This window comes from Mesorhizobium sp. M6A.T.Cr.TU.014.01.1.1, assembly GCF_004022765.1.
Classification (GTDB): Bacteria; Pseudomonadota; Alphaproteobacteria; order Rhizobiales; family Rhizobiaceae; genus Mesorhizobium; species Mesorhizobium mediterraneum.
This window is the reverse complement of the sequence record NZ_RZPG01000012.1, coordinates 124,718-148,594: the sequence shown is the minus strand read 5'-3', so window position 1 is coordinate 148,594 and position 23,877 is coordinate 124,718. Positions and strand designations below refer to the sequence as shown.

Annotated in this window: 25 protein-coding genes, 1 tRNA gene and 1 pseudogene; 18 read left to right on the top strand and 9 right to left on the bottom strand. The window is 62.6% G+C overall.

Going from position 1 to position 23,877, the window contains the following annotated elements; all coding sequences use genetic code 11:
- The first annotated feature begins 1 nt into the window (after nt 1).
- The 7 genes from ribH (at nt 2) to EN885_RS15880 (ending at nt 6,487) form a co-directional block, all read left to right on the top strand.
- Nucleotides 2-496, top strand: coding sequence for a 6,7-dimethyl-8-ribityllumazine synthase (gene ribH / locus EN885_RS15915; protein ID WP_095485768.1), 495 nt, complete (start codon nt 2-4; stop codon nt 494-496).
- Nucleotides 493-993, top strand: coding sequence for a transcription antitermination factor NusB (gene nusB / locus EN885_RS15910; RefSeq protein ID WP_095485769.1), 501 nt, complete (start codon nt 493-495; stop codon nt 991-993). The genes ribH and nusB overlap by 4 nt, the downstream gene beginning before the upstream one ends.
- Nucleotides 990-2,210, top strand: coding sequence for an MFS transporter (locus tag EN885_RS15905; RefSeq protein ID WP_095485770.1), 1,221 nt, complete (start codon nt 990-992; stop codon nt 2,208-2,210). The genes nusB and EN885_RS15905 overlap by 4 nt, the downstream gene beginning before the upstream one ends.
- A gap of 251 nt (nt 2,211-2,461) precedes the next feature.
- Complete coding sequence (locus EN885_RS15900; RefSeq protein WP_095485771.1) at nt 2,462-3,373, top strand: ABC transporter substrate-binding protein; 912 nt, start codon at nt 2,462-2,464, stop codon at nt 3,371-3,373.
- A gap of 251 nt (nt 3,374-3,624) precedes the next feature.
- Complete coding sequence (locus EN885_RS15890) at nt 3,625-4,791, top strand: ABC transporter permease (RefSeq protein WP_128242153.1); 1,167 nt, start codon at nt 3,625-3,627, stop codon at nt 4,789-4,791.
- Nucleotides 4,788-5,726, top strand: a complete 939-nt coding sequence (locus EN885_RS15885) for an ABC transporter ATP-binding protein (RefSeq protein ID WP_128242152.1) — start codon at nt 4,788-4,790, stop codon at nt 5,724-5,726. Before EN885_RS15890 ends, EN885_RS15885 begins: the two co-directional genes overlap by 4 nt.
- Entirely contained in the window at nt 5,723-6,487 is a 765-nt protein-coding gene (locus EN885_RS15880; RefSeq protein ID WP_127206464.1) for an ABC transporter permease, read from the top strand. Before EN885_RS15885 ends, EN885_RS15880 begins: the two co-directional genes overlap by 4 nt.
- A gap of 24 nt (nt 6,488-6,511) precedes the next feature.
- Here EN885_RS15880 and EN885_RS34685 read toward each other — a convergent pair whose 3' ends face one another.
- Nucleotides 6,512-6,637 carry a hypothetical protein gene (locus EN885_RS34685; protein WP_281035142.1) on the bottom strand — a complete coding sequence of 42 codons (126 nt, stop codon included), beginning with the start codon at nt 6,635-6,637 and terminating at the stop codon, nt 6,512-6,514.
- Between the two features lie 312 nt (nt 6,638-6,949).
- Between EN885_RS34685 and EN885_RS15870 the strand changes: the two genes are divergently transcribed.
- Nucleotides 6,950-9,091 carry a sodium-translocating pyrophosphatase gene (locus tag EN885_RS15870; RefSeq protein WP_095485777.1) on the top strand — a complete coding sequence of 714 codons (2,142 nt, stop codon included), beginning with the start codon at nt 6,950-6,952 and terminating at the stop codon, nt 9,089-9,091.
- 307 nt (nt 9,092-9,398) lie between these two features.
- On the opposite strand, the gene EN885_RS15865 is transcribed toward EN885_RS15870, so the two are convergent.
- Nucleotides 9,399-9,941: an outer membrane protein assembly factor BamE gene (locus EN885_RS15865; protein WP_126106893.1), complete on the bottom strand. Its 543-nt coding sequence runs from the start codon at nt 9,939-9,941 to the stop codon at nt 9,399-9,401.
- A 114-nt stretch (nt 9,942-10,055) separates the two neighbouring features.
- Here EN885_RS15865 and EN885_RS15860 point away from each other — a divergent pair, with 114 nt between their 5' ends.
- The 7 genes from EN885_RS15860 to EN885_RS15830 all read left to right on the top strand — a co-directional run bounded on the left by EN885_RS15860 (nt 10,056) and on the right by EN885_RS15830 (nt 14,918).
- Nucleotides 10,056-10,598 (top strand): ubiquinol-cytochrome C chaperone family protein, encoded by a 543-nt coding sequence (locus tag EN885_RS15860; protein WP_095485779.1) that lies wholly within the window; start codon nt 10,056-10,058, stop codon nt 10,596-10,598.
- A 7-nt stretch (nt 10,599-10,605) separates the two neighbouring features.
- The gene (locus tag EN885_RS15855) at nt 10,606-11,154 is read left to right on the top strand and encodes a YceD family protein (protein WP_128242151.1); all 549 of its coding nucleotides are present in this window, start codon (nt 10,606-10,608) and stop codon (nt 11,152-11,154) included.
- A 130-nt stretch (nt 11,155-11,284) separates the two neighbouring features.
- Nucleotides 11,285-12,355 (top strand): phosphate acyltransferase PlsX, encoded by a 1,071-nt coding sequence (gene plsX / locus EN885_RS15850; protein ID WP_095485781.1) that lies wholly within the window; start codon nt 11,285-11,287, stop codon nt 12,353-12,355.
- Between the two features lie 9 nt (nt 12,356-12,364).
- Nucleotides 12,365-13,336, top strand: coding sequence for a beta-ketoacyl-ACP synthase III (locus EN885_RS15845; RefSeq protein WP_095485782.1), 972 nt, complete (start codon nt 12,365-12,367; stop codon nt 13,334-13,336).
- Between the two features lie 105 nt (nt 13,337-13,441).
- The gene (locus EN885_RS15840; protein WP_095485783.1) at nt 13,442-13,765 is read left to right on the top strand and encodes an integration host factor subunit alpha; all 324 of its coding nucleotides are present in this window, start codon (nt 13,442-13,444) and stop codon (nt 13,763-13,765) included.
- A gap of 195 nt (nt 13,766-13,960) precedes the next feature.
- The gene (locus EN885_RS15835; RefSeq protein WP_095485784.1) at nt 13,961-14,503 is read left to right on the top strand and encodes a MerR family transcriptional regulator; all 543 of its coding nucleotides are present in this window, start codon (nt 13,961-13,963) and stop codon (nt 14,501-14,503) included.
- A gap of 76 nt (nt 14,504-14,579) precedes the next feature.
- On the top strand, nt 14,580-14,918 hold the full coding sequence (locus EN885_RS15830) for a hypothetical protein (protein ID WP_095485785.1): 339 nt from the start codon (nt 14,580-14,582) through the stop codon (nt 14,916-14,918).
- A gap of 55 nt (nt 14,919-14,973) precedes the next feature.
- On the opposite strand, the gene EN885_RS15825 is transcribed toward EN885_RS15830, so the two are convergent.
- The gene (locus EN885_RS15825) at nt 14,974-15,249 is read right to left on the bottom strand and encodes a hypothetical protein (RefSeq protein ID WP_095485786.1); all 276 of its coding nucleotides are present in this window, start codon (nt 15,247-15,249) and stop codon (nt 14,974-14,976) included.
- Between the two features lie 282 nt (nt 15,250-15,531).
- Between EN885_RS15825 and EN885_RS34255 the strand changes: the two genes are divergently transcribed.
- From EN885_RS34255 to EN885_RS15810, 3 genes are all read left to right on the top strand, one after another.
- On the top strand, nt 15,532-15,990 hold the full coding sequence (locus tag EN885_RS34255) for a helix-turn-helix transcriptional regulator (RefSeq protein ID WP_245493085.1): 459 nt from the start codon (nt 15,532-15,534) through the stop codon (nt 15,988-15,990).
- Nucleotides 15,991-16,170: 180 nt separating this feature from the next.
- Nucleotides 16,171-16,247: transfer RNA gene (locus tag EN885_RS15815), tRNA-Pro, on the top strand.
- Between the two features lie 258 nt (nt 16,248-16,505).
- On the top strand, nt 16,506-17,234 hold the full coding sequence (locus EN885_RS15810; protein WP_128242150.1) for a hypothetical protein: 729 nt from the start codon (nt 16,506-16,508) through the stop codon (nt 17,232-17,234).
- Between the two features lie 328 nt (nt 17,235-17,562).
- Here EN885_RS15810 and EN885_RS15805 read toward each other — a convergent pair whose 3' ends face one another.
- From EN885_RS15805 to EN885_RS15780, 6 genes and pseudogenes are all read right to left on the bottom strand, one after another.
- The gene (locus EN885_RS15805; RefSeq protein WP_128242149.1) at nt 17,563-17,895 is read right to left on the bottom strand and encodes an RNA polymerase subunit sigma-70; all 333 of its coding nucleotides are present in this window, start codon (nt 17,893-17,895) and stop codon (nt 17,563-17,565) included.
- A 189-nt stretch (nt 17,896-18,084) separates the two neighbouring features.
- Nucleotides 18,085-18,780, bottom strand: coding sequence for a gamma-glutamylcyclotransferase (locus EN885_RS15800; protein ID WP_281032971.1), 696 nt, complete (start codon nt 18,778-18,780; stop codon nt 18,085-18,087).
- A 128-nt stretch (nt 18,781-18,908) separates the two neighbouring features.
- Nucleotides 18,909-19,576 (bottom strand): annotated as a pseudogene (locus EN885_RS15795) (phage major capsid protein).
- 439 nt (nt 19,577-20,015) lie between these two features.
- Nucleotides 20,016-20,657 carry a peroxiredoxin-like family protein gene (locus EN885_RS15790; protein ID WP_091590900.1) on the bottom strand — a complete coding sequence of 214 codons (642 nt, stop codon included), beginning with the start codon at nt 20,655-20,657 and terminating at the stop codon, nt 20,016-20,018.
- Nucleotides 20,658-20,994: 337 nt separating this feature from the next.
- The gene (locus EN885_RS15785; RefSeq protein ID WP_128242148.1) at nt 20,995-22,254 is read right to left on the bottom strand and encodes an O-antigen ligase family protein; all 1,260 of its coding nucleotides are present in this window, start codon (nt 22,252-22,254) and stop codon (nt 20,995-20,997) included.
- Nucleotides 22,251-23,786 (bottom strand): undecaprenyl-phosphate glucose phosphotransferase, encoded by a 1,536-nt coding sequence (locus EN885_RS15780; protein ID WP_127206659.1) that lies wholly within the window; start codon nt 23,784-23,786, stop codon nt 22,251-22,253. Before EN885_RS15780 ends, EN885_RS15785 begins: the two co-directional genes overlap by 4 nt.
- Between the last annotated feature and the right edge of the window lie 91 nt (nt 23,787-23,877).

The window sequence follows — 23,877 nt, the reverse complement described above, 5'->3', positions numbered from 1 at the left end:
TATGGCTGGCACATCCCAACACGGCAAAGCGTTCATTCGCCCGAAGAAGAAGGCCCACCTTCTTGTCATCGAGGCGCGCTTCCATGACGATCTTGCCGACGCGCTGCTCGAAGGCGCGACAACCGCGCTCGATGAAGCGGGCGCGACATACGATGTCGTCACCGTTCCGGGCTCGCTCGAGATTCCCGCGGTGATTTCTTTCGCGCTCGACGGCGCCGCCGAAGGCGGGCCAAGCTATGACGGTTTTGTCGCCCTCGGCACCATCGTGCGTGGTGATACCTATCATTTCGACATCGTCGCCAATGAATCGAGCCGAGCCCTGATGGACCTGTCCGTGCAGGAAGCGGTCTGCATCGGCAACGGCATCCTGACCACAGAAAACGACGAGCAGGCCTGGACGCGGGCCAAACGCTCGGAAGGCGACAAGGGCGGCTTTGCCGCGCGTGCGGCGCTGACTATGATTGCCCTCAAGCAACAGTTGGGAGAGCGATCGTGAGCGAACCCGCATCACCCGGCCAGCCCGCGGCACGCCACGCTAACAAGCGCGGTGCTGCCCGTCTAGCCGCCGTGCAGGCGCTCTACCAGATGGATGTGGCCGGCAGCGGCGTCTTCGAGATCACCGCCGAATACGAGGCGTTCAGGCTCGGCAAGGAAGTCGACGGCGCCCTCTATCGCGAGGCGGACGCACAATGGTTTCGCGCCATCCTCGCCGGCGTCGTCGAGAACCAGAAAACCATCGATCCGATCATCCGCCAGGCGCTGACCGAGGACTGGCCATTGTCCAGGCTCGATTCGACGCTGCGCGCCATATTGCGCGCCGGCGTCTACGAGCTGATGAAGCGAGAGGACGTGCCGGTGGCTGTCATCGTTTCGGAATATGTCGATATCGCCAAGGCGTTTTACGAAGAAGACGAGCCGAAGCTGGTCAACGCGGTGCTCGATCGCGTGTCGCGTCGGGTGCGCGGCGAGGGGCGTGGCAAGGACGCTTCATGACGGCCATTGCTATCGCCGAGGCTGGTAGGGAAGCGCGTCGAACCGCGTTCATCCTTGCGGCCTCGCAGGCCATCATCGGCTCGGCCGCGCCTATCGCCATTTCCCTGGGTGCGCTGGCCGGACAACATCTGCTCGATGCGGACAAGTCGCTGGCGACGGCGCCGGTCACGGGCTTCAATGTCGGCGTGGCGCTCGGTTCCCTGCCGGCGGCAGCCATCATCCGCTGGCTCGGCCAGCGCGACGGTTTCATGGCCGGCACGATTATCACTGCGCTGGGTGGACTGGTCGCCACACTGGCGCTGTTCCACCCCAACTTCTGGCTGTTCGCCTTCGGACTGGCTGTGATCGGGGTGGGCGGTGCCTTCGTCCAGCAGTTCCGTTTCGCTGCCGCCGACAATGCGACGCCGGAGTTCAAGGCGCGCGCTATCTCCTTCGTGCTGGCCGGCGGCGTCGTCACCGCCATACTCGGGCCGCAGATCGTCATCTTCACCCGCGATCTGTTCTCGCCGGTGATGTTTGCCGGCTCGTTTGCATCCATCCTGGTGTTGGCCGCGGTCGGCGCCGCCATTCTCTCTTTGCTGCGCATTCCGGCCAAGGCAACTGGCAAAGTGGAGATCGCCGACAGCGACGCGCGGCCGCTTTCCGAGATCGTCACCAGGCCGCGTTTCGTTGCGGCGCTGTTTTGTGCCGTCGGCAGCTACGCACTGATGAGCTTCGTCATGACCGGCGCGCCGCTGGCCATGGTCGGCTGCGGCCTGTCGACGGACGATGCCACGCTCGGTATTTCCTGGCATGTCATGGCGATGTTTGCGCCGAGCTTCTTCACCGGGTCGCTGATCCACCGCTTCGGCGCCGAGCGGATCGTGGCGGCCGGACTGGTGTTGCTAATCGGCTGCGCCGTGGTGGCGCTGTCGGGCTTGGCGCTGTGGCAGTTCTGGACGGCGCTGATCCTGCTCGGCCTCGGCTGGAATTTCGGCTTCATCGGCGCCACCGCCATGGTGGCCGACAGCTATCGGCCGTCCGAGAAAGGCAAGGTCCAGGGTTTTCACGACTTCGTCCTGTTCGGCTCCGTCGCCTTTGCTTCGCTGATGTCGGGTGCGGTCTACAATGCCTGGGGCTGGGAAATGCTCAACTGGATCATCTTCCCTGTCGTCGTGCTGTGCTTCGTGGCTCTGGGCGCATTGAAGATGACGAGCGCGCGGCAGACCAGCGCATGACCCCGAACCGAAGGTTCGGAAAGGATCATGCGCAAAATCAAAAGTGCTACAGCGTCCTTGCGCGTCCAAACGGACGCGCGGCGCTGTAGTGACATGACGCTGTCGGGACGAGGCAGCAGCGGATTCACCCGCATCCGAACAAAATTATTGCGCCCATCCCCCCTCTTATGAAACCGTGTACCCCGACGAGGCATTGAAGCCATGCTCATATGCGGCAGCCGTAATCCGGTTCTCAGCAAGGGATTTGTGAAATGTTTTCAGTCAAGGTTCTGGCCGGCGCGGCACTGGCGCTCGGCATCACCGCGGCCTCGGCGAGCGCTCAAGTGGTCGTGTCGTCGAAGATCGACACCGAAGGCGGCGTGCTCGGCAACATCATCCAGCTGGTGCTGAACGCCAACAACATCCAGACCACCGATCGCATCCAGCTCGGCGGCACCCCTGTGGTGCGCAAGGCGATCACCGCCGGCGAGATCGACATCTATCCGGAATACACCGGCAACGCCGCCTTCTTCTTCGAAAAGGCCGACGATCCCGTGTGGAAGGATGCGGCGAAAGCCTATGAGACGGCCAAGAAGCTCGACTACGATGCCAACAAGATCGTCTGGCTGTCGCCGTCGCCGGCCAACAACACCTGGGCGATCGCATTGCGCAAGGATGTCTCCGAGACCAACAAGCTGGCGACGCTGTCCGACTTCGGCAAATATGTCTCCGGCGGCGGCCAGGTGGTGCTGGCGGCCTCGGCCGAGTTCGTCAATTCGGCCGCCGCGCTGCCGGCCTTCCAGACCACTTATGGCTTCACCCTGAAGCCGGACCAGCTGATCACGCTGTCTGGCGGCGATACGGCGGCGACCATCGCCGCTGCGGCGAACCAGACCAACGGCGCCAACGCCGCCATGGTCTACGGCACCGATGGCGGCATCGCGCCGTCCGGCCTGGTCGTGCTCGAAGACGATAAGGGCGTGCAGCCGGTCTACCAGCCGGCGCCGATCATCCGCGAGGCGGTGCTGAAGGAGCATCCTGAGATCGAGACGCTGCTGAAGCCGGTCTTCGCCAAGCTCGATCTCGTCACCCTGCAGGAACTGAACGGCCGCGTGCAGGTCGGCGGCGAGCCGGCCAAGGGCGTCGCCGAAGATTTTTTGAAGAAGAACGGGTTTCTGAAGTAGTCAGCCGTTTGGAAAATGACGCCGGTGCGAGGCGCCCCCCTCTGGCCTGCCGGCCATCTCCCCCACACGGGGGGAGATTGGATGCACGCTCGGCTTTCGCCAATCGCCAACGGGGAAGATGGATCGGCGGCAATGAAGCTGCCGATCTCCCCCCAAGTGGGGGAGATGTCCGGCAGGACAGAGGGGGGCGCGACGGAGCACGACGGTCCTGACGTCAGGTCCTCAAGTCGCCGCCATCGCATAGGTACGTCATGACCATCCGCTTCGACAAGCTCGGCGTGGTCATCGCCGTGATCGTTGCCTATGCTGCTTTCGCGGCGCCCTTCGCCACCTTCCGCGCCAACCGCATCGTGCCAGGCGAGGCACGCTCGATCCTCGACGCTCTGCCTGCGGTGACAGGCCCGCTGCTGCTGGCAATCGTGCTTATCGCGGCGCTCATCGCGCTGTTGAAGACACCGCTGATCCTGCGCCTTGCCGCAAGTGTGGCCGCGCTTGCAGCACTGGCGCTGCTGATCGGGGTCGCCGGCAGCTTCCTGACGCTTGAGGGCAACACCTTTGCCCGCATCTCGCCGGCCTCGGGTTTCTGGCTGCTCATCTTCGCCTTTACGCTTTTGCTCGCCGATGTGCTGACAAGGCTGAACCTGTCGCCAGGGGCGCGGATCGGCGTGCTCGTCGTCGCGACAGCGGCGATCGGCCTGCTGCTGGTCTCGGGAAGCTGGAACAGCCTGTCGATCCTCAAGGAATATGCCAACCGTGCCGACAGTTTCTGGGCGGAAGGCTCCAAGCATGTGACGCTGGCGCTGGGGTCGCTGGCGGCGGCGGTGATCGCAGGCCTGCCGCTCGGCATTCTCTGCCACCGCGTCGAGCAATTGCGGGCCGGCGTGCTCAACGTGCTGAACATCATCCAGACCATTCCCTCGATCGCGCTGTTCGGCCTGCTGATCGCGCCGCTCGGCTGGGTCGCGACGCATGTGCCCGGCGCTGCCTCCCTCGGCATTCGCGGCATCGGCACCGCGCCCGCCTTCGTCGCCCTGTTCCTCTATTCGCTGCTGCCGGTGGTGGCCAACACCGTGGTCGGTCTTGCCGGCGTGCCGCGCGCCGCCAACGACGCCGCGCGCGGCATGGGCATGACCGAGCGCCAGCGCCTGTTCGGCGTCGAATTTCCGCTGGCTTTCCCGGTGATCCTCACCGGCATCCGCATCGTGCTGGTCCAGAACATCGGCCTTGCCACCATTGCCGCGCTGATCGGCGGCGGCGGCTTTGGCGTGTTCGTGTTCCAGGGCGTTGGCCAGACGGCGATGGACCTGGTGCTGCTCGGCGCCATACCGACGGTGGCGCTCGCCTTTGCCGCCGCCATCATCCTCGACGCGGTGATCGAGATGACCTCCACCAAGAGACGCGAGGCACAACCGGCATGATCGAGATCGAAGGCATTACCAAGCGCTATGATGCGACAACGGTGGTCGACGACGTGTCGATGGTGATCGAGCCGCGCACCATCGCCGTCATCGTCGGCACTTCCGGTTCCGGCAAGACGACGCTGCTTCGCATGATCAACCGGCTGGTCGAGCCGACCGCGGGCGTGATCAAGCTCGACGGCGCCGACAACCGCTCGCTGCCCGGCTATGAGCTGCGCCGCAGCATCGGCTACGCCATCCAGGGCCACGGGCTGTTTCCGCATCGCACGGTGGCGCAGAACATCGCCACCGTGCCGGTGCTGCTCGGCTGGGACAAGGCCCGCATCAAGGCCCGTGTCGACGAGTTGATGACGCTCTACCAGCTCGATCCCCAGGCGTTCGGGCCACGTTATCCGCACGAACTCTCCGGCGGCCAGCAGCAGCGCGTCGGCGTCGCCCGCGCGCTTGCCGCGGAGCCGAACGTGCTGTTGATGGACGAGCCGTTCGGCGCGCTCGACCCTATCATCCGCAACAAGGCGCAGGAGGATCTTCTGGCGATCCAGAAGCGCTTCGGCACCACCATCATCCTCGTCACCCATGACATGGAAGAGGCGGTTCATATGGGCGACAAGATCGCGGTGATGGATGCCGGCAAGCTGGTGCAATATGCCAAGCCCGCCGAGATCCTGGCGAAGCCGGCCAGCGCTTTCGTCGAGAGCCTGGTCGGCGCCAGCGAAAAACCGTTCAGGCTGCTGTCGCTCGGCCGCGTGCGCGACGCCGTCGAGAAGGGCAGCGCAGAGGGCGATGCGATCCCCGGCGACGCCAGCCAGCGCGATGCGCTGGCTGAGCTCCTCTGGTCGGGCCGCCCGGCGCTGCCGGTGAAAGGCGCCGACGGCAAGCCGCTCGGCCGCGTGACGGTGGACGGGCTGGTGAAGCGCGCGGCGAGGCCGGCATGAAAGAGGCTGGCTTAAAAGCTTGGCTTCCGTCGCTGCTCAGGCTTGTCCTGGTGGTGTTGCTCATTGCCTTCGTGACCAATCCCGATTGGTTCGAACCGCTGCTGAAGCCGCTTACCGAGAACAACGCGCCAGTGATTTACAACCAGGGAAGCCTGCTGTCGCTGACGCTGCTGCATCTGAGGACCGTGCTGATCGCCACCGTGGCCGCGACCATCGTTGCTGTGGCGCTCGCCATCCTGGTCACCAGGCCAGCCGGCGTCGAGTTCCTGCCGCTGTCGCGCAGCCTGGTCAATATCGGCCAGACCTTTCCGCCGGTGGCGGTGCTGGCGCTTGCCGTGCCGGCCGTCGGCTTCGGCGAGAAGCCGACGCTGATCGCGCTGTTTCTCTACGGCCTGCTGCCGATCTTCGAGAACGCGCTGACCGGGCTGACGACGCTGCCTGTCAACGTGGTCGAGGCGGCGCGCGGCGCCGGCATGACCGGCTGGCAAAGGCTGGTCAAGGTCGAGCTGCCGCTCAGCGCGCCGATCATTCTCGGCGGTATCCGGCTGTCGGTGGTCATCAGCCTCGCCACCGCGACGATCGGCTCGACCGTGGCGGCCAGGACACTGGGCGAGGTGATCATCGCCGGTCTGTTGTCGAACAACCTCGCCTTTATCCTGCAGGGCGGCCTGATCGTCGCAGCCCTTGCTGTGCTGATCTATGACGGGCTGTCGGCGATCGAGCGCTACACCGCGCGCCGCATGGGGCGAGAGACAGCGTAGCACCTCGGGCGAGGGTCGTTCGCTTCAGTGTCCGCCCGAACGCGCCGGGTGATCGAGCGTCACTTCGAGCGTGGTGCCCGTCTCGCCCGCAATCCAGCGGCGGCGGACGATGGCGAAATCATACTGTCCAGCGTCTGGAACGGCCAGCAAAAGGCTTTCATGTTCTACATGACCATGCTGGCGGTGCTGATCTTCGCGTCCAGCCGGACGGCGACCTGCGCAAAGACTGACGCCCGCCAGCCGATTTCAATCGATCTAATCGGGCGGCGGCGCCGACGGGCGTGTCGCCGCCCATAGCTTTTGGGCGAAAGCCGGGCAAAAAACGAACAATATCTTGACGTTCACTGCCCTGTTTCGCATAAGCCGGTGCGAAGGGAGCGGATTCCGCGCGCGGAATCCGCTCCCTGTCTCAACGGCCCAGGGAGGGGTTCTTTTGGGTCATCAATCGAGGAAAATCCGGCAATGACCATAATTTCAGCTGTCATCGCCTGCGGTCTGCTTTCAGTCCTTTACGCCATCTGGGCGACACGTTCGGTCCTCGCGGCCGATCAGGGCAATGCACGCATGCAGGAAATTTCCGCGGCCATCCGCGAAGGCGCCCAGGCCTATCTGGCGCGCCAGTACACCACCATCGCCATCGTCGGTGTCGTGGTCCTGCTGCTCGCCTGGTGGCTGCTTTCGATCACCGCCGCCATCGGCTTCCTGATCGGCGCCGTTTTGTCGGGCGCCGCTGGCTTCATCGGCATGCACGTCTCGGTGCGCGCCAATGTGCGCACCGCGCAGGCGGCTTCCAACAGCCTCGCTGCCGGCCTCGAGATCGCCTTCAAGTCGGGCGCCATCACCGGCATGCTGGTCGCGGGCCTAGCGCTGCTCGGCGTCTCGATCTACTACCTGATCCTCACCCACTTCATGGGCCTTCAGCCCAACGACCGTGTCGTCATCGACTCGCTGGTTTCGCTCGGCTTCGGCGCCTCGCTGATCTCGATCTTCGCCCGTCTCGGCGGCGGCATCTTCACCAAGGGCGCCGACGTCGGCGGCGATCTCGTCGGCAAAGTCGAAGCCGGCATTCCCGAAGACGATCCGCGCAATCCGGCCACCATCGCCGACAACGTCGGCGATAATGTCGGCGACTGCGCCGGCATGGCCGCCGACCTGTTCGAGACCTATGCGGTGACGGTGGTCGCCACCATGGTACTCGCCGCAATCTTCTTCGGCGGCACCGCCGTACTCGGCGCCACGATGCTCTATCCGCTGGCCATCTGCGGCGCCTGCATCCTGACTTCCATCGTCGGCACTTTCTTCGTCAAGCTCGGCTCCAACGGCTCGATCATGGGCGCGCTCTACAAGGGCCTGATCGTCACCGGCCTGCTGTCCATTATCGGCCTCGGCGTCGCCACCTCGGTAACACTGGGCTGGGGCGAGATCGGCACGGTCGCCGGCATGGCCATCACCGGCAGGAACCTGTTCATCTGCGGCCTGATCGGCCTTCTGGTGACCGGCCTCATCGTGGTGATCACCGAATACTACACCGGCACCGACAAGCGCCCGGTGAACTCCATTGCCCAGGCTTCGGTCACCGGTCACGGCACCAACGTCATCCAGGGCCTTGCGGTCTCGCTGGAATCGACGGCGCTTCCGGCGATCGTCATCGTCGGCGGCATCATATCGACCTACCAGCTCGCCGGCCTCTACGGCACGGCGATCGCGGTCACCACGATGCTCGGCCTCGCCGGCATGATCGTCGCGCTCGACGCCTTCGGCCCGGTCACCGACAATGCCGGCGGCATTGCCGAGATGGCCGGCTTGCCCAAGGAAGTGCGCCAATCCACCGATGCGCTCGACGCTGTCGGCAACACCACCAAGGCGGTGACCAAGGGGTACGCCATCGGTTCGGCCGGTCTCGGCGCGCTGGTGCTGTTCGCGGCCTACTCTAATGACCTGAAGTTCTTTGCCGCCAATGGCGACAAATATCCTTACTTCCAGGGCATGGGTGAAGTCTCCTTCGACCTCTCCAACCCTTACGTCGTCGCCGGCCTGATCTTCGGCGGCCTAATCCCCTATCTGTTCGGCGGCATCGCCATGACGGCGGTCGGCCGCGCGGCAGGCGCCATCGTCGAGGAGGTGCGCAAGCAGTTCCGCGAGGATCCGGGCATCATGGCCGGCACGTCGAAGCCGAACTATGCGCGTGCGGTCGACCTTCTGACCAAGGCGGCGATCCGGGAAATGATCATTCCGTCGCTGCTGCCGGTGCTCGCGCCGCTGGTCGTCTATTTCGGCGTGCTGCTGATCTCGGGCTCGAAGGCGTCCGCCTTTGCAGCGCTCGGCGCCTCGCTGCTCGGCGTCATCGTCAACGGGCTGTTCGTCGCCATCTCGATGACCTCTGGCGGCGGCGCCTGGGACAATGCGAAAAAATCGTTCGAGGACGGCTTCACCGACAAGAACGGCGTCAAGCATCTCAAGGGCTCCGAGGCGCACAAGGCCTCGGTGACCGGCGATACGGTCGGCGATCCTTACAAGGACACCGCCGGCCCGGCGGTCAACCCGGCGATCAAGATCACCAACATCGTCGCCCTGCTGCTGCTGGCGGTGCTCGCGCACGGCTGAGGCCGCTCAGAGCAATTCCAGGAAAAGTGTGAAGCGGTTTTCCGTCCGGAATTGCGCAAAAACAAAGAGATAGAGCGGTTCGGCGTTTCCGTGAAACGATGAACCGCTCTAGCCCCAGGGCCGAAATCCAGACCGAACCCGCGGGAGCGATCCCGCGGGTTTTTCATTTTTGAATGTTTCGCGTGGCCTGCGACAATGGCTGCTGCCTCAAAACGAAAACCCGCAGGATCGCTCCCGCGGGTTTTCTGTCGCCTGAGATGTTGCTGCTTCCAAGGAAGCAAAAGAGAGGAAGAAAGGCCGAAAGGAATCAGCCGCCGGGCATGCCGCCGCTACCGCCGGGTAGGCCGGGCGCCAGCTTGCTGGCGCCGTTGATGATCTGGCTGAGGAAGTTCTGATCCTTGCCGCCGGTCGGCGTGGTCCGCGAGATGAAGTCGAACACCTTGCCGTCCTTCAAGCCGTAATTGGCGATCTGGGTAACGCGCCCGTCCTCGCCGAAATAGACGGCCAGCACCTTCTGGTCGACCAGCCTCGGCTTGTCGAAGGCGACGTAACGCTTGCGCGTCTGTGAGATGTAGTAGAAGGCCTCGTTGTCGAAAGTCGCCTTCGTCGATGGCGTGCCGAGCGCCAGAAGCACCTGTTCGCGGCTTGAGCCGACCGGCACCAGGTCGATCGCCTGCTGGTCGATGACGTAGCCCTGCGTCAGCGTCTCGCTCGGATTGAGATCACCGATCATCTTCGACGAGTTGCAGGCGGAAAGCGCCGAAGCGAGCACCAGCAGCGAGATTGCGCCGGCGGACCTGGACAAAGCGGGCCTGGGCAGAAAAGTCGACTTGAATTTCAGCGCGCGCAACTACAACTCCATTAGCTGGCCGCAACTTGCGCTGGGCCGCAAAACCGGTAAACCAGCTTGCTCGCCGATGCAACAAGGCCAATTCAACAAACGGTCCCCGGGAGACCACCCTCAATGTTCCAGCGCCTTTTTGGTCGCGAACGTCACGCCAACCGCGCTATCACCGAGGCGCTTTACGCACAAATCGTGGCAGCGGCGCGGCAAACCGTGTTTTATTCCGACTGGAATGTACCGGACACGCCGCTTGGCCGCTTCGAGATGCTGTCGCTGCACATGTTCCTGTTTCAGCACCGGCTGCGCGGCGAGGGCGGCGTTGCCGGGGAGGTCGCGCAGGTGCTGATCGACGAGTTCTTCATGGATGTCGAGCATTCGCTGCGGGAACTGGGCGTCGGCGACGTCGGTGTGCCGAAGCGCATGAAGAAACTGGCGAAGATGTTCTACGGCCGCACCGCCGCTTATGACGATGCGCTGGAGCGAAATGACCACGACGCACTTTCTATTGCCCTTGCCCGCAATGTCAGGCCCGATGCCGGCGCCTGGCCGCAAGCAACGGATCTGGCCGGCTACGTCGCCGATGTCTCCAGGCGACTCGCGGAACAGCCGACCGAATCGATTGTTTCCGGCACGGTGGCATTCCCCGTCCCCAAGACTATCTAAGGAAAAGATGAAACACGCCGATTCCCAGAGCCCTGTGTCCTTCCTGGCCAATGTCGCCCGGCTGCCGCAAAAGGGGCTGCCGGTGGTGATCGAGGCCGACGCCGCGCAACGCGCCGCGCTGGCGGGCGAGCACGAGCTGCTCTCGGTCGAGAACTACCGCGCCGAACTCCTAGTGACGCCATGGAAGCGCAACGGCGTCAAGGTTAGCGGCCGCGTCGAGGCCGACATCACCCAGGCCTGCATCGTCACCCTCGACCCGGTCGCGGCGCATATCGACGAGGCGGTCGACGGGTTGTTTCTGCCGGAGCAGTCCAAGCTCGGGCGGCAGGGTTTCGAGGGCGGCGGCGAGATACTGCTCGATGCCGAAGGGCCGGACAGCCCGGAGACGTTTTCCGGCAATACGATTGATGTCGGGGCGCTTGCCGAGCAGTTCTTTGGACTGGCGATCGATCCCTATCCGCGCAAGCAAGGCGTTTCGATGGAGGCTGCCGACGATGCCGGGACTGAGGAAAGCGAATTCCAGCAAAAGCTGCGTTCCCTGCTGGGAAAATCCTGAAAAGCCGACCCAATCGGAGAAAGCCGGTTGTGCGGCAGCCCAAAAACGCTATTTTCGCCGAACCTTCGCGAGCCCCAAACCGTTGCCAGCGCCAGGCGCTCGCTCAAGCAAACTGTGAGATGAATACCGCGTGATCAGGATTTCCATCGATGCCATGGGCGGCGATCACGGACCAAGCGTGGTCATCCCGGCGCTCATGACGGTCGCGACCCGGCGTCCCGACATCCGTTTCGTCATCTATGGTCGCGAGGAGGCGGTGCGCCCCGAGCTCGCAAAATTCCCCAAGCTGGCGGAAGTGAGCGAGTTCATCCATTGCGAGATAGCAGTCAGGATGGACGACAAGCCGAGCCAGGCGCTGCGCCATGGCCGCTGGAAGTCGTCGATGTGGAAAGCCGTCGAGGCGGTCAAGGCAGGCACCGCCGACGCCTGCATCTCGGCCGGCAACACCGGCGCGTTGATGGCGATGTCGAGGTTCTGCCTTCGCACCATGGCGACCATCGACCGCCCGGCGATCGCGGCGCTCTGGCCGACATTGCGCGGCGAAAGCGTGGTGCTGGATGTCGGCGCCACCATCGGCGCGGATGCGCATCAACTGGTTGATTTTGCCATTCTGGGCACCGGCATGGCGCGCTCGGTTTTCGGCATCGAACGGCCGAGCGTCGGCCTGCTCAATGTCGGCGTCGAGGAGATCAAGGGCCAGGAAGAGGTCAAGGAGGCGGGCCGCATGTTGCGCGAAGCCAACATGGCCTCGATGAACTACCATGGCTTCGTCGAGGGCGACGACATCGGCAAGGGCACGGTCGACGTGGTCGTCACCGAAGGATTTGCCGGCAATATCGCGCTGAAGACGGCGGAAGGAACGGTACGACAGATCGCCGGTTACCTGCGCGCGGCGATGAACCGGACGCTGATGGCTAGGATTGGCTATATGTTCGCCAAGGGCGCCTTCGATCGCCTGCGCGAGAAGATGGATGTCGGCCGCTCCAATGGCGGTGTTTTCCTGGGGCTGAACGGCATCGTGGTGAAAAGCCATGGCGGGGCCGATTCGGACGGCTTTGCGGCGGCGATCGAGCTTGGCTACGACATGGTGCGCAACAATCTGCTCGATCGCATCGAAGCCGACCTCGACCTGTTCCATGCGCGCAATCCGCATGCCCAGACATCTAGGAAATCCGACGTCGTTGCCGACGCAGAGGAATAGGAAAGAGCCTTGATCAGATCAGTCGTGCGCGGCACAGGCGCCGCGCTGCCCCGCCGCATTATGAAGAATGCCGATTTCGAAGGCATGGTCGAGACGTCTGACGAATGGATCGCCCAGCGCACCGGCATCCGCCAGCGCCATATCGCGGCCGACGACGAGACGACGGCTTCACTGGGCGAGGCGGCGGCGCGCGCGGCGCTGGCCAATGCCGGCCTGACGCCAGCCGATATCGACTTGATCGTGCTGGCGACGTCGACGCCCAACAACACCTTTCCGGCGACCGCTGTCGAGATCCAGAACCGGCTCGGCATGCATCACGGCTTCGCCTTCGACATGCAGGCGGTATGCTCGGGCTTCGTCTACGCGGTGACGACCGCCGACCTCTATATCCGTGGCGGCCTGGCAAAACGCGTGCTGGTGATCGGCTCGGAAACCTTCTCGCGCATCCTCGACTGGAGCGACCGCTCGACCTGCGTCCTGTTCGGCGACGGCGCCGGCGCGATGGTGCTGGAAGCAGGAGAGGGGGCGGGCAGCATTGCTGACCACGGCGTGCTGGCGGCCAGCCTGCGCTCCGACGGGGCCCACAAGGACAAGCTGTTCGTCGACGGTGGACCATCGACCACCGGAACGGTGGGCCATCTCAGGATGGAGGGCCGCGAGGTGTTCAAGCACGCGGTCGGCATGATCACCGACGTCATCGAGGCGACGTTCGCACAGGCCGGCATCACCGCTGAGGATCTCGACTGGTTCGTGCCGCATCAGGCCAACAAACGAATTATCGACGCTTCCGCCAAAAAGCTCGGGATAGCAGAGCAAAAGGTGGTGGTCACGGTCGATCTGCACGGCAACACCTCGGCTGCTTCCGTGCCGCTGGCTCTGTCGGTGGCCGTCGCCGACGGCCGCATCAAGAAGGGTGACCTGGTGCTGATCGAGGCGATGGGCGGAGGCTTCACCTGGGGCGCGGTTTTGGTTCGCTGGTAAGTTTGCCGAACTGACAGGTTCGGTCCTTGACCTTGCCGGATCAATTACTTAGGCTCTATCTTTGCTTGTATCGATTTATATTTTTGAGCTGATGGGACGGTTCGCATGGGGGGAAAGACACTTACGCGCGCCGATCTTGCTGAAGCCGTTTATCGCAAGGTCGGCTTGTCGCGTACTGAATCGGCCGAGCTCGTCGAAGCGGTTCTGGATGAGATTTGCGAAGCGATCGTTCGCGGTGAGACGGTGAAATTGTCGTCGTTCGCGACGTTCCATGTCCGCTCCAAGAACGAGCGCATCGGGCGCAATCCCAAAACCGGCGAGGAAGTGCCAATCCTGCCGCGCCGCGTGATGACCTTCAAATCATCGAATGTGCTGAAGAACCGCATCCTGCGCGCCCATCAGAACAGCAAGGCCAAGGGCAGCAAATAGCGCCTGCGCTTCAAAGCCCGGTTGAAAACGATCGCCCGCTTTTACGCCGGGCTTGAATATTGTTTCATAAACCGCTGAAATAAGGCCCGATTCGGCAGAACAAGCCGGATTGGAATGGTTCTTTGTTGAGCATGATCTTGCCCGAAAACCGATTCCCACCTTTCGGGATCATGCTCCAGCGTGAGGATTTCGCCCATGGACAAGAGCCCCGATGCTTTCCGCACCATCAGTGAGGTCGCAGAAGATCTCGACCTGCCGCAGCACGTGCTGCGTTTCTGGGAAACGCGTTTCAACCAGATCAAGCCGATGAAACGCGGCGGCGGCCGCCGCTACTACCGGCCGCAGGATGTCGAACTGATCAAGGGCATCCGCCATATGCTCTACGACCAGGGCTATACGATCAAGGGCGTGCAGAAGCTGCTGCGCGAGAACGGAAACCACTTCCTGGTCGCTATCGGCAATGGCGACATGGCGGCCGTCGAGGCGATCTCGCAACGCCGGCAGGCCGATGCGGTGCCGCTGACGCCGGCGGCCCAGCCGCGCGGCGCCGATGATGAGATGCTGGTCGGCGAGCCCAAGGTGAAACCCAGCCGGCGCTTTTTCGGCCTGGGCAAAACCGACGACGAAGGTCCGGTGCAGCCGGGCACGTCGAAACTCTCGCGCGACAATCGCGCTTTGCTGCAGGAAGCACTGTTCGACCTTCTGGAGTGCAAGCGCCTGCTCGATCAGGTGCGCTAAGAGCCGATCGATCGCCGGCAGAACCGGAACTGCTTCCGGAATCATGCGTTCCTCCCGGAAAGGAAGGAAGCATATCATGGTATCATTTTCGACCCTCTCCGACATCGACCTTGAAAAGCAGGTCGCGGCCCTCTCCAGGGAACTGGCGGCGCTGAGGAAAGCCGTGTCCAGGCGGGGCGGCGCCTACTACGAGGACGGGCGTGACACAGCGTCGGACTATTATTCGGATCTTGCCGAGCGCTTCAGCGAGGCGCTGCCTGTGATCAGGAGGCAAAGCAGGGTGATAGAAAAGACAGCCCGCGAGCACCCGGCGACAGCGGCCGCTGTCGGGCTGGTTGTGGTCGGCCTCGTTGCCAGCCTGCTCCTCAGCCGACAGCAGAAAACGTCGCGAGCGACGTCGAGATCGGCACGTTGAGGCAAAAGAAAGTGGCGGCCATCCCGCGGACACCCGCCACTTTCGTCGAGGTGGATCAGCGGGCGAGCTTGAGCCTGTTGTTCGGGCTGACCTGGGCGGTCTGGCTGCATTTGCCGTAGACAGTGCCGTTGGAATCGGTGGCATCCGTGTATGTGCCCTTGCAGTCGAGCTGCAGCACCAGGCAATGACCCGCGCCCTTACAAACCGCGCCGCCGCCGCTCGGATGCGTGCCGTCGGCGAAGGCCGAGCTCGGAACGGAAATCGAGCTGAAGGCCGAGACGACGATGGCAGCGGCGAGCGACAGGCGCTTGAAGTTCGAGATATTGGTCATTTGAGCATTTCCTTCTCTTGGATCGAGGATCGCCGTCCTGGCGTCCTTCCGGTTGGGGACCGCCTTTCTTGGCGTCCATACCGTCTTGGTGCGGCTCGGAGAGGAAAGGTTCACGCGTCAGTTCAAAAAAATGGCAGCTGCTGACGCGTTCTGCGCTTGGGTCAAGCTCCCGCCGCTGTTTCGATCCTTCCAAAACGACTGACGTGCCGGCGACAGTCACCTAACGAGCGAGCGGCTTAGTCGAAGAATTCGACGATCGGCCAGTCGAAGAACCTGATCGGGATGGCGCCCCGCGCCGGCGCCGCTGAGACTGATGCCAGGGCCGCGCCGGTCCGGCATCACGATGCCGTGACGGTTCCTTTGGTGCTTGGCAAATCGTTAATGACCGGGCATTGTCGCGGCCGTCCCAGGCAACATCATTATTTGATCAAACTCTTTCAGACCACGGAGTTGCCAATGTCCCAAATAGCAAAAAAAGAACCCTTCTCCGAACTGGCGGCAATCGAAGCTACGCCTGATCACAGCGCCCTCAGAACCATCCGGGAAACCAGGGGATACAGCATGGAAGAGCTGTCTCTGACGTGCGGCCTGGCGGTCGATGAGATCGCGGACATCGAGAACGGCAAGAATGCCGATCCATCGAAGCTTCGACGAATAGCCTCTGCGCTTAGGCTTCCGGAAAACGCGCTGATCAATACAGCCGGGCTGACACAATCCGCGGAAAGTCGACCCGCCTCATAGCAGCGACGCCAGAGCATCAAACCATACGAGCAAACGAGCGTGATTCTGGATTTGAAGTTCCTGAGTGCTGACGACATGCAACAGAGCAGGAACTTCAAATCCATCGCGCCGGGCATCGGCGTGACGGCCGCCGAATTCGGTTGACCCGAACCGGGTTATCACGATACATCGCGACCGGTCCGGAGTGTAGCGCAGCCCGGTAGCGCACTTGACTGGGGGTCAAGGGGTCGTCGGTTCGAATCCGGCCACTCCGACCAAATAAGCCTTTGAAGACTAAGGCTTATTTGAAATCCGGGGAAACTAGCGACGGCGCGAAAAGTAAAATTGGGGCCTTTCTGGGGCCTTTTCCTTTTCTGGGGGCCGTGCCAGTCTGGGGCCATGCCGGCCGCAGATTCCGTTCCCCGCGACAATTGCCGGCCCGAATTGCGCGGCCTGAGTCGCGCCGTGAACGGGCCGACGATCGGCGGCGTACAATGTGCCCGGCAGCGATTCGCTGCCGGCAAGGGCAAGGGCACATGCTTTTCAATGTAAGCGGGGTCGAGGCGCAGCACCGGCCATTGATCCAGAATGGCAATCTTGGCGACGCCTACCGTGCCGGCACATTCGGATGCGTCAGGTTGATCGAGGATGTTGTTCGCGGAGGAAGCTGGAATGACGAGCGCGCCACTTTCGTCGTCATCGAACTTGCCGTTCGCATGATCAACGACTGCGGTGCCGCTGGCCAATTGGCCTTGGCCGGCTTCTGGTCGGCGGCGGGCCATCAGGTTCGCGATCTAGTGGAATGCCACCAGCTGATCGAATATTTCCGCTATCAGCCTTCTCGCGCGCAACCGTGGCTCGATTGCGTGGGCAAGGAGCGCCACGACAAATTCAACTTCGGCTTAGTCGGTCGGGAGCTTGAGAAGCTGCGCGGACCAGCGAAGTTCGACCTCAAGCAGAGTTTCGGGTTCTATTCGAATGCAGGGAGCCATCCCAGCACCGGCGGCCTTGCGTGGCAAATGACGGACGTTGGCCAGAAGCTCATCGGGCCGGTTCCGCACCCGGATCGCTTCCGCCTTTTCATAGGCGATCTGTGGGCGCATGTGACGAGGGCGACGCTGGATTTTGTCGACACCATGGATGCGCTCAATCCGGACCACGAGCCGATCCGCGATCAGTTTCGTTTCAGCCATGCCGTGGTCGTCGGCGGAAGGAACTTGCTCGCCAGCATCACCGCCGAACAGGTGCGCGAGTTCTGGAAATAGCCGGCCGCGCGCTGCGGCGGCGGTAATGGCCGCCTGGGCGGCGCGGATACACGCGCCCGTTGCTAGACGGGACGGCCTCCTTGGGCAAAGCTCCGAATCGCGGGGGCCATTGGCAATCCCGCAGGGTCGGCGGGTTCAGGCAATGCCCATTGAAAGATGGGCTGCCGACTTCCCCTTTTTGGCTGTAGCGCTCGGCGGCTGGCGCTCTCGATTGCCGTTTCGTTCGTGAGCGAAACGGTGAACTTCCCATTCACGTCTTGCTCTTGTTTAGGGAGCAATTGCATTCGGGATCGGCCATGGCGGCGACCATGGGCGCGCTGTCCTTTCGTCATTTGCCGGCGGCATCCGGCGCGCTCGGCGGCGGCGCATATTGCGACCAGCCAAATCGGCTTTGCAGGCTGAACATGATCGCTTTCAACGCTGCGCCGTCATTGCCGCCGGCAATGCGCAGCAGATTGCGGATCAGTTCGGCCTCGACGCGCGCGGCGCCTCGGCGAAGTTCAGGCCGATAGTGCCGATAGAGCGTCGATCGCGGGATATCGAGCGCATTGCAGATCTGTGCGATCGGGACGGCGGAACCGGCGAGCACCTCGACTGCCAACCGCCTTGCTCGAGTCGGCTCATGCGGCGGGCGCCCGCGTTTGATCGGCTGTGCGCTCATTTTTCCATCTATGGAGTCCCTAAAATGCCCGGAAGCCCAGCCTCGTTTTTTATAGGACAGAAAAAAAATTCTCCGCATGCCGCCCGCACCGGCCCGGCGCCGCGCGGCCTTGGGAAGTTTGCACCCCGCCCCCTGAACCAGCGGGGAGGCGAAACTACCGCCTGGGGTGGGTCACGGTCTGACTCCTGTTCACTGAGGACGCGGAGGATTCGCGGCGGCTGTCGCTTCAATGCGTTTGGCTACCAACTCCTGCAAACGCCACAGCTGCTTGTCATGAATCCCCAAATCTTCAAGGTGACTTACAGTGCTGTGGAGATAGTCGGCCATGGAACCCCACGGACCGCACGCGACCGCGAGCGCATCGGCGATCTGTTCCAGCGACAGCCCGCGGACATAGCGCTCGCTGCTCCGGTTAATCACAAAGGTGATCGCGTGGAGCGCTCCTTTATCGGTGCGAACATTCACCCAACGCGGCGAATGAGCGGACGGCTTGGCTCGTATCTCACGACGAAAGAGCCTGCCGAGATTGGCCTCGATAGCATTCGGTGGCAGGCGATAGACCGCGCCCTTGCACCGCCCGCCACGGTCGAGCGACAACATGAGTGCGGGTCGCCTGTCTGATCCTCGAAACCACCGGTCCCAACCGAGGCAGAAGGAGCGGTGCCACCCGGGCACAAAGCCTACCCGCTGCTCCACGAAATCACAGGCCGGGTTCCACATCAGTGATCCATAGGCAAAGATCCAGACCTCATCAGCCGACGGTGCGGCGGCAAGTATAGCCCGGACAGTGTCATCATGGTCTGCGTCGGACGGCGCAGTAAAGGGCGGCGGCAGAGATTCGTCCACACTGAGGACTCTCGCGACCAGCTCGGGCGTTAATCGCATTCGACTTGGTTTTGGGACCATCGCTCGCTATCACTCGCACCAGTCGACTGAGGCATCAAGCATTAGATACCTACGGCTCGATGATAGCTGACGGGATCATCTACAGATTGCGCGCGCCGATATCGTCGTCAGGCCACGTTGCCGAAGTCGCCATAGGTCAGCGCTGTCGGCTGCTTGACGGCAAGACCGATCCGCTCCTCGGCCAAGATGGCGACTAGGTTGCGCACAAAGAAATCAGCATGCTCGGTGCTGACCTCAACGCGCGCGGCCCAGCGATCGTACAAGGTGCCTGCCTGCTGGTAGCTGCCGACCAAGAACTTATCGACGGCCATCGCTTGCGTCGGCACGACAGGCAAGCCGAACAGAGCGGGCTGCACAACAGCTTGTGGATCGCCCAAGATGTACCGGCCATCACCATCCTTCAAAAGCCGGAGTCGCATCCAGTCCGACGGATGCATGACGATGCCGTCCGCCGGGAAGTCGGCCAGCGCGTTCTGCAGGATCGCGAGGCCGATCGTGTCGAGCATCGTCGGATCGGCGATGGTGAACGGCGCCGCGAAGGCCGTGGCGTTCGTGACAAGGCCGTTGAGGTTGCTGCCGGTGCCGTCGCCGTTGAGCAACTGCGCTTCTTCAGCGAGCGCTAGGCCATAGCGAAGCCGTCGATTATGTCGCGAAGCTGCGGCACATCATCGAGCACCTGCCGCGACGCCGGAATCCAATGCGCAATGACTTGCGTCGGCAAGGTTCGCAGGACGAATGCCAGCGCGCTTTCCGGCTTCGTTGCGCCCTCGGCCACGGTCGCCGCGTTGTTCGTGCGTCCGGTCTGCGCCGGCCGCCTATGCGCTTCGATTTTTCCATGGGCAGTAGGGAAAAACTCCTCGACCGATTTTTCGCCGGCAAGAAAAAATTCTCCGCATGGGGCCCGCGCGGGCCCGCCGGGCGGCGGGCTTGGCAACTTTCGACCGCCCCCCTGATGCTAAACTACCGCTTAGGGTGGAAACTTGCCGTATGCGCGCCTGTCGGAACGACGTGATTGCGGCAAGGAGCGGACGTCGCCCCGCCTATGCGGCTTGCTCACTCTAGCGTCGGGGCGGTCCGCAGACCGTTGAATCGAAATCGCTACGAAGCCCACGGGCAGACCTTAGCCTCCTGCGCTGAGCATTTCGATGATTGTTAAATCCAAAGAATCACCACAGGACGGTGGCCGTCGAGCGAGTTTTCAGCAGCCGAGCCTATTAATGTGCAACTTGGGAAGCTGCCGACATCAATTCCTCGGGATTCAGCGCTCTGAAGGTGTTGAGGCCATCCTCCAGAACTTCAGTGAAGTTCCAGCGTACGATGCCCGCCCGGTCGATTAGGAACTGACCGACAAGCTGCGCCTGGCTGGAAGCCATCGCCTGCTGATCGACTTCCGTAATCTCATATCCTTCCTTCTTGTTAAGAAATTCATTCATTGCCATGACGTTCATAGGCTCGGGCAACTCGCCCGGGAGATGGAACGGTATCGCCATAACCGTGTCCATCCCGACCTCGCGCAAGCCGAAAGCACGGTGCGAGGCTCGCTCCGGGTCGGATGCGGCGAGAAGATCGGGTGCCGGGTGGTAACGGAAATAGAGCCGCGCCCGCTCGACCGGCGTATTGACCACAGCCAGGCATTCGACGCCTTTCTCACGCAGGGCCGGCTTGAGTTGCGCCATCGCCGCGACATGGCGCCGGCAGAACGGACAGTGCAGGCCTCGGAACAAACCGATCAACAACGGGCTACGGCCTCGAAAATCATCGAGCGCGATCTTGCCTTCGCGTGAGATCGCATTGAGCACAACATTCGGTGCCCGGTCGCCCGGCTGCAGCGGGCGGTCAACACTACTCGTGGACATGGACAACCTCCTCGCCCCGGGGTCAGTCAGGGAAAGCAGCACACCCAGCGTTTCGGAGGCGATCAAGTGCTGGGGCGAAAGCTTCCTGTGCCAAGGCAATAGCTTTCGACCTCTGCCATATTGCCGAGGTCGAGATTACGCGCGTTGTAAGCCCATCATAACACGAAAAAGCATCTGCGGGTGCCGCCAAATGTGGTGAATTACCTTACGCGAGCGCACTCCCGAATGCTCTTGCGCTGAAGGTCAGGTTCCCGACCTCGATTTGGAGGTTCGGGTCGTCGGTTCGAATCCGGCCACTCCGACCATTTCAAAATTTAGACTTGTCCCCAGAAATCGATCATGCCCCAGCCGCTGGCACAGGCAGCTCCACCGGCCGCAACTGCCGCTGGTGGCGGTATTCGAGCGCGATGGCACCCCAGATCAGGCCGAGCAGCAGATAGACATGGCGCCAGTGGTCGATGTCGATGAAGGTGCCCAGCCCGATATTGCCGATGAAGGCGACATAGGCACACAGAAGATAGGGCTGCCACGGCCTGTCGCGCAGGAGAATGCGGAAGCCGGCCGCTATCGTCCAGCAGGTCAGCGCCAGAAACGATACGAAGCCCAGCCAGCCATAGTCCATCAGCATCTTCAGCCAGATGTCGTGCGTGTCCTCGCCGAAAATCGTGCCGAAGACGAGCGGGCCGATGCCGAGCGGATGCTCCAGCGCCATCTGGAAACCGATCGTGTAGCGGGCGAAACGGCCGAGGCGGGCGGTGTCGTAGCTCTGCTCCAGTTGGGCGCGGCTGGAAAACATTTCCGAAACGCCCGGCAGCTGCAGGATGACGAGCATCGCCATCACCAGCAGCGAGATGGCGGCGATGGTCATGACGACGACGCGCAGCCGGAACTTGCCGCTGGCGCTCTGCAGGAACAGAGCGCCGGTGAGCAGGATCGCCGAAACGCCGAACATGCCCCAGGCGCCACGCGAGAAGGAGAAGAAAATGCCGGCCGTGATAATCAGCAGCGGCACTGCCAGCAAGGGCATGCGTGAGACGGGACCCGTCAGCATGAGATAGAGCAGATAGATGCCGGGAAGCACCAGGAACGGCCCGAACACGTTCGGATCCTGGAAGGCGCCGGTGGCGCGGTCGTATTTGGTGAATATCTCCGCCCCTGGGAAGGCATGGAAATAGCCTGCTATGCCGAGCAGCGAGGTCAGCACCGCCGATATCACATAGGCCAGGAAGATCGACCGGTAGAGACTGGACTGGACCGATGTCACCGAGGCGACGAACACTGCCGTGAAGGCGAGGAACAGCGACACTGAGAGATAGAGCGGCACGCCGGTAATATCCGACATCTGGGTCATCGAGATCATGCCGCCAATGTTCATGATCACCAGCAGCACCAGCAGCGGCGCTGCCGCGCGCGATATGCGCAGGCCGAACAAGGCCCACACCACGATCAGCCCGGCCATATAGAGGTCGTATGGGGCAGGCTCGGCAATGACGAACCCGGACAGGAAGACGCCTAGGAAAACCGCGCCCGATGCAATCAGCGCGATCAGCTTGGCATTAACTGAGGCCGGCCGCAGTTCATTCGTGACGGTGCTCAATAAGCATTTTCCGTGTTGAGCAGCCGGATCGGTGTCAGGAACAGGATCCTCAGGTCGAACAGCAGCGACCAGTTCTCGATATAATAGAGGTCGTACTCCGTCCGCATGCGGATCTTCTCATTGGTGTCCATCTCGCCGCGCCAGCCATTGATCTGCGCCCAGCCGGTGACGCCGGGCTTGACCTTGTGGCGTGCGAAATAGCCGTCGACCACCTCATTGTAGAGAAGGTTGTGCGACTGGGCGGCAATGGCGTGCGGGCGCGGCCCGACCAGTGACAGCGAACCGAAAAGCGAATTGAAGAACTGCGGCAGCTCGTCGATCGAGGTCTTGCGGATGAAACGGCCGACGCGGGTGACGCGCGGGTCGTTCTTGGTCACCGTCTGTTTGGCCGTCGGGTCCGCCTTGTCCGTGTACATCGAACGGAACTTGTAGACCTCGACGATCTCGTTGTTGAAGCCATGCCGCTTCTGGTGGAACAGCACCGGCCCCTTGCTGTCGAGCTTAATGGCGATCGCGGTCACCAGCATGACCGGCGAGAACACGATGATGCCGATGAGCGAGAAGACGATGTCGAAGGCGCGCTTGGCGACCGAATCCCAGTCGTTGATCGGCTTGTCGAAGATATCGAGCATCGGCACGGAGCCGATGTAGGAATAGGCGCGCGGCCGGAACTGCAGCGCGTTCGAATGCGCCGAGAGCCGGATATCGACCGGCAGCACCCACAGCTTCTTCAAAAGCTGCAGGACGCGCGATTCGGCGGTCAGCGGCAGCGACACGATCAGCATGTCGATGCGGGCGATGCGGGCGAACTCGATGAGCTCGGAAACGGTGCCGAGCTTTGGGTAGCCGGCGACGATGGGTGGCGAGCGCTTGTCGCCGCGGTCGTCGAAGATGCCGCAGATGCGGATGTCGTTGTAGGGCTGCCTTTCGACGGAGCGGATCAGGACTTCCGCCGCCGTGCCGCCGCCGACGATGACGGCGCGGCGCTCCATGCGCCCGTCCCGCGCCCAGCGCCGGATAAGCTTCGACATCAGCAGCCTGAGCCCGAAGATCAGCAAGAAGCCGACGACGAACCAGGTGCCGAAAAACAGGCGCGAATAGTCTTCCGACGTTTTCATGACGAATGCCGTGAGCGCCATCAAGGCGAATGTCCCCGCCCAGACCAGCAGGAGACGGCCGAAATTGGCGATCGGGCGCATCAGCGAGACGATCTGGTAGCAGTCGGTGACGTCGAGCAGCACCACGGCAAGGAACGAGGCGGCGGCGATCGTCAGCGGATATTGCCAGGCGAGATGGCTGAAGAAGCCGACATAGTAGAAATAGACGCAGAGACCCGACAGGAACAGCAGCGCGAATTCGACCAGTCGCAAGACGCCGCTGACCATGATCGGCGACATGGTATCGCGCCTGTATTGCGACGCGACCTGACGGGCGACGTCGTTCATCCCGCCAAGGCTATCGCCATTCGCCGGGCCGTCGAATTTGCGCACCGCGTCTATCGAAAAGCGGCGAGCGGGATCGATCTCGTTCATGGGTGCATCCGCAAAGCTTCCCTCAGGTGAATAGCAAAAGAGAGCTAAGAAACCCTTGAAACAACAGGTGGCTTTGGAGAAGCTTTAGGGC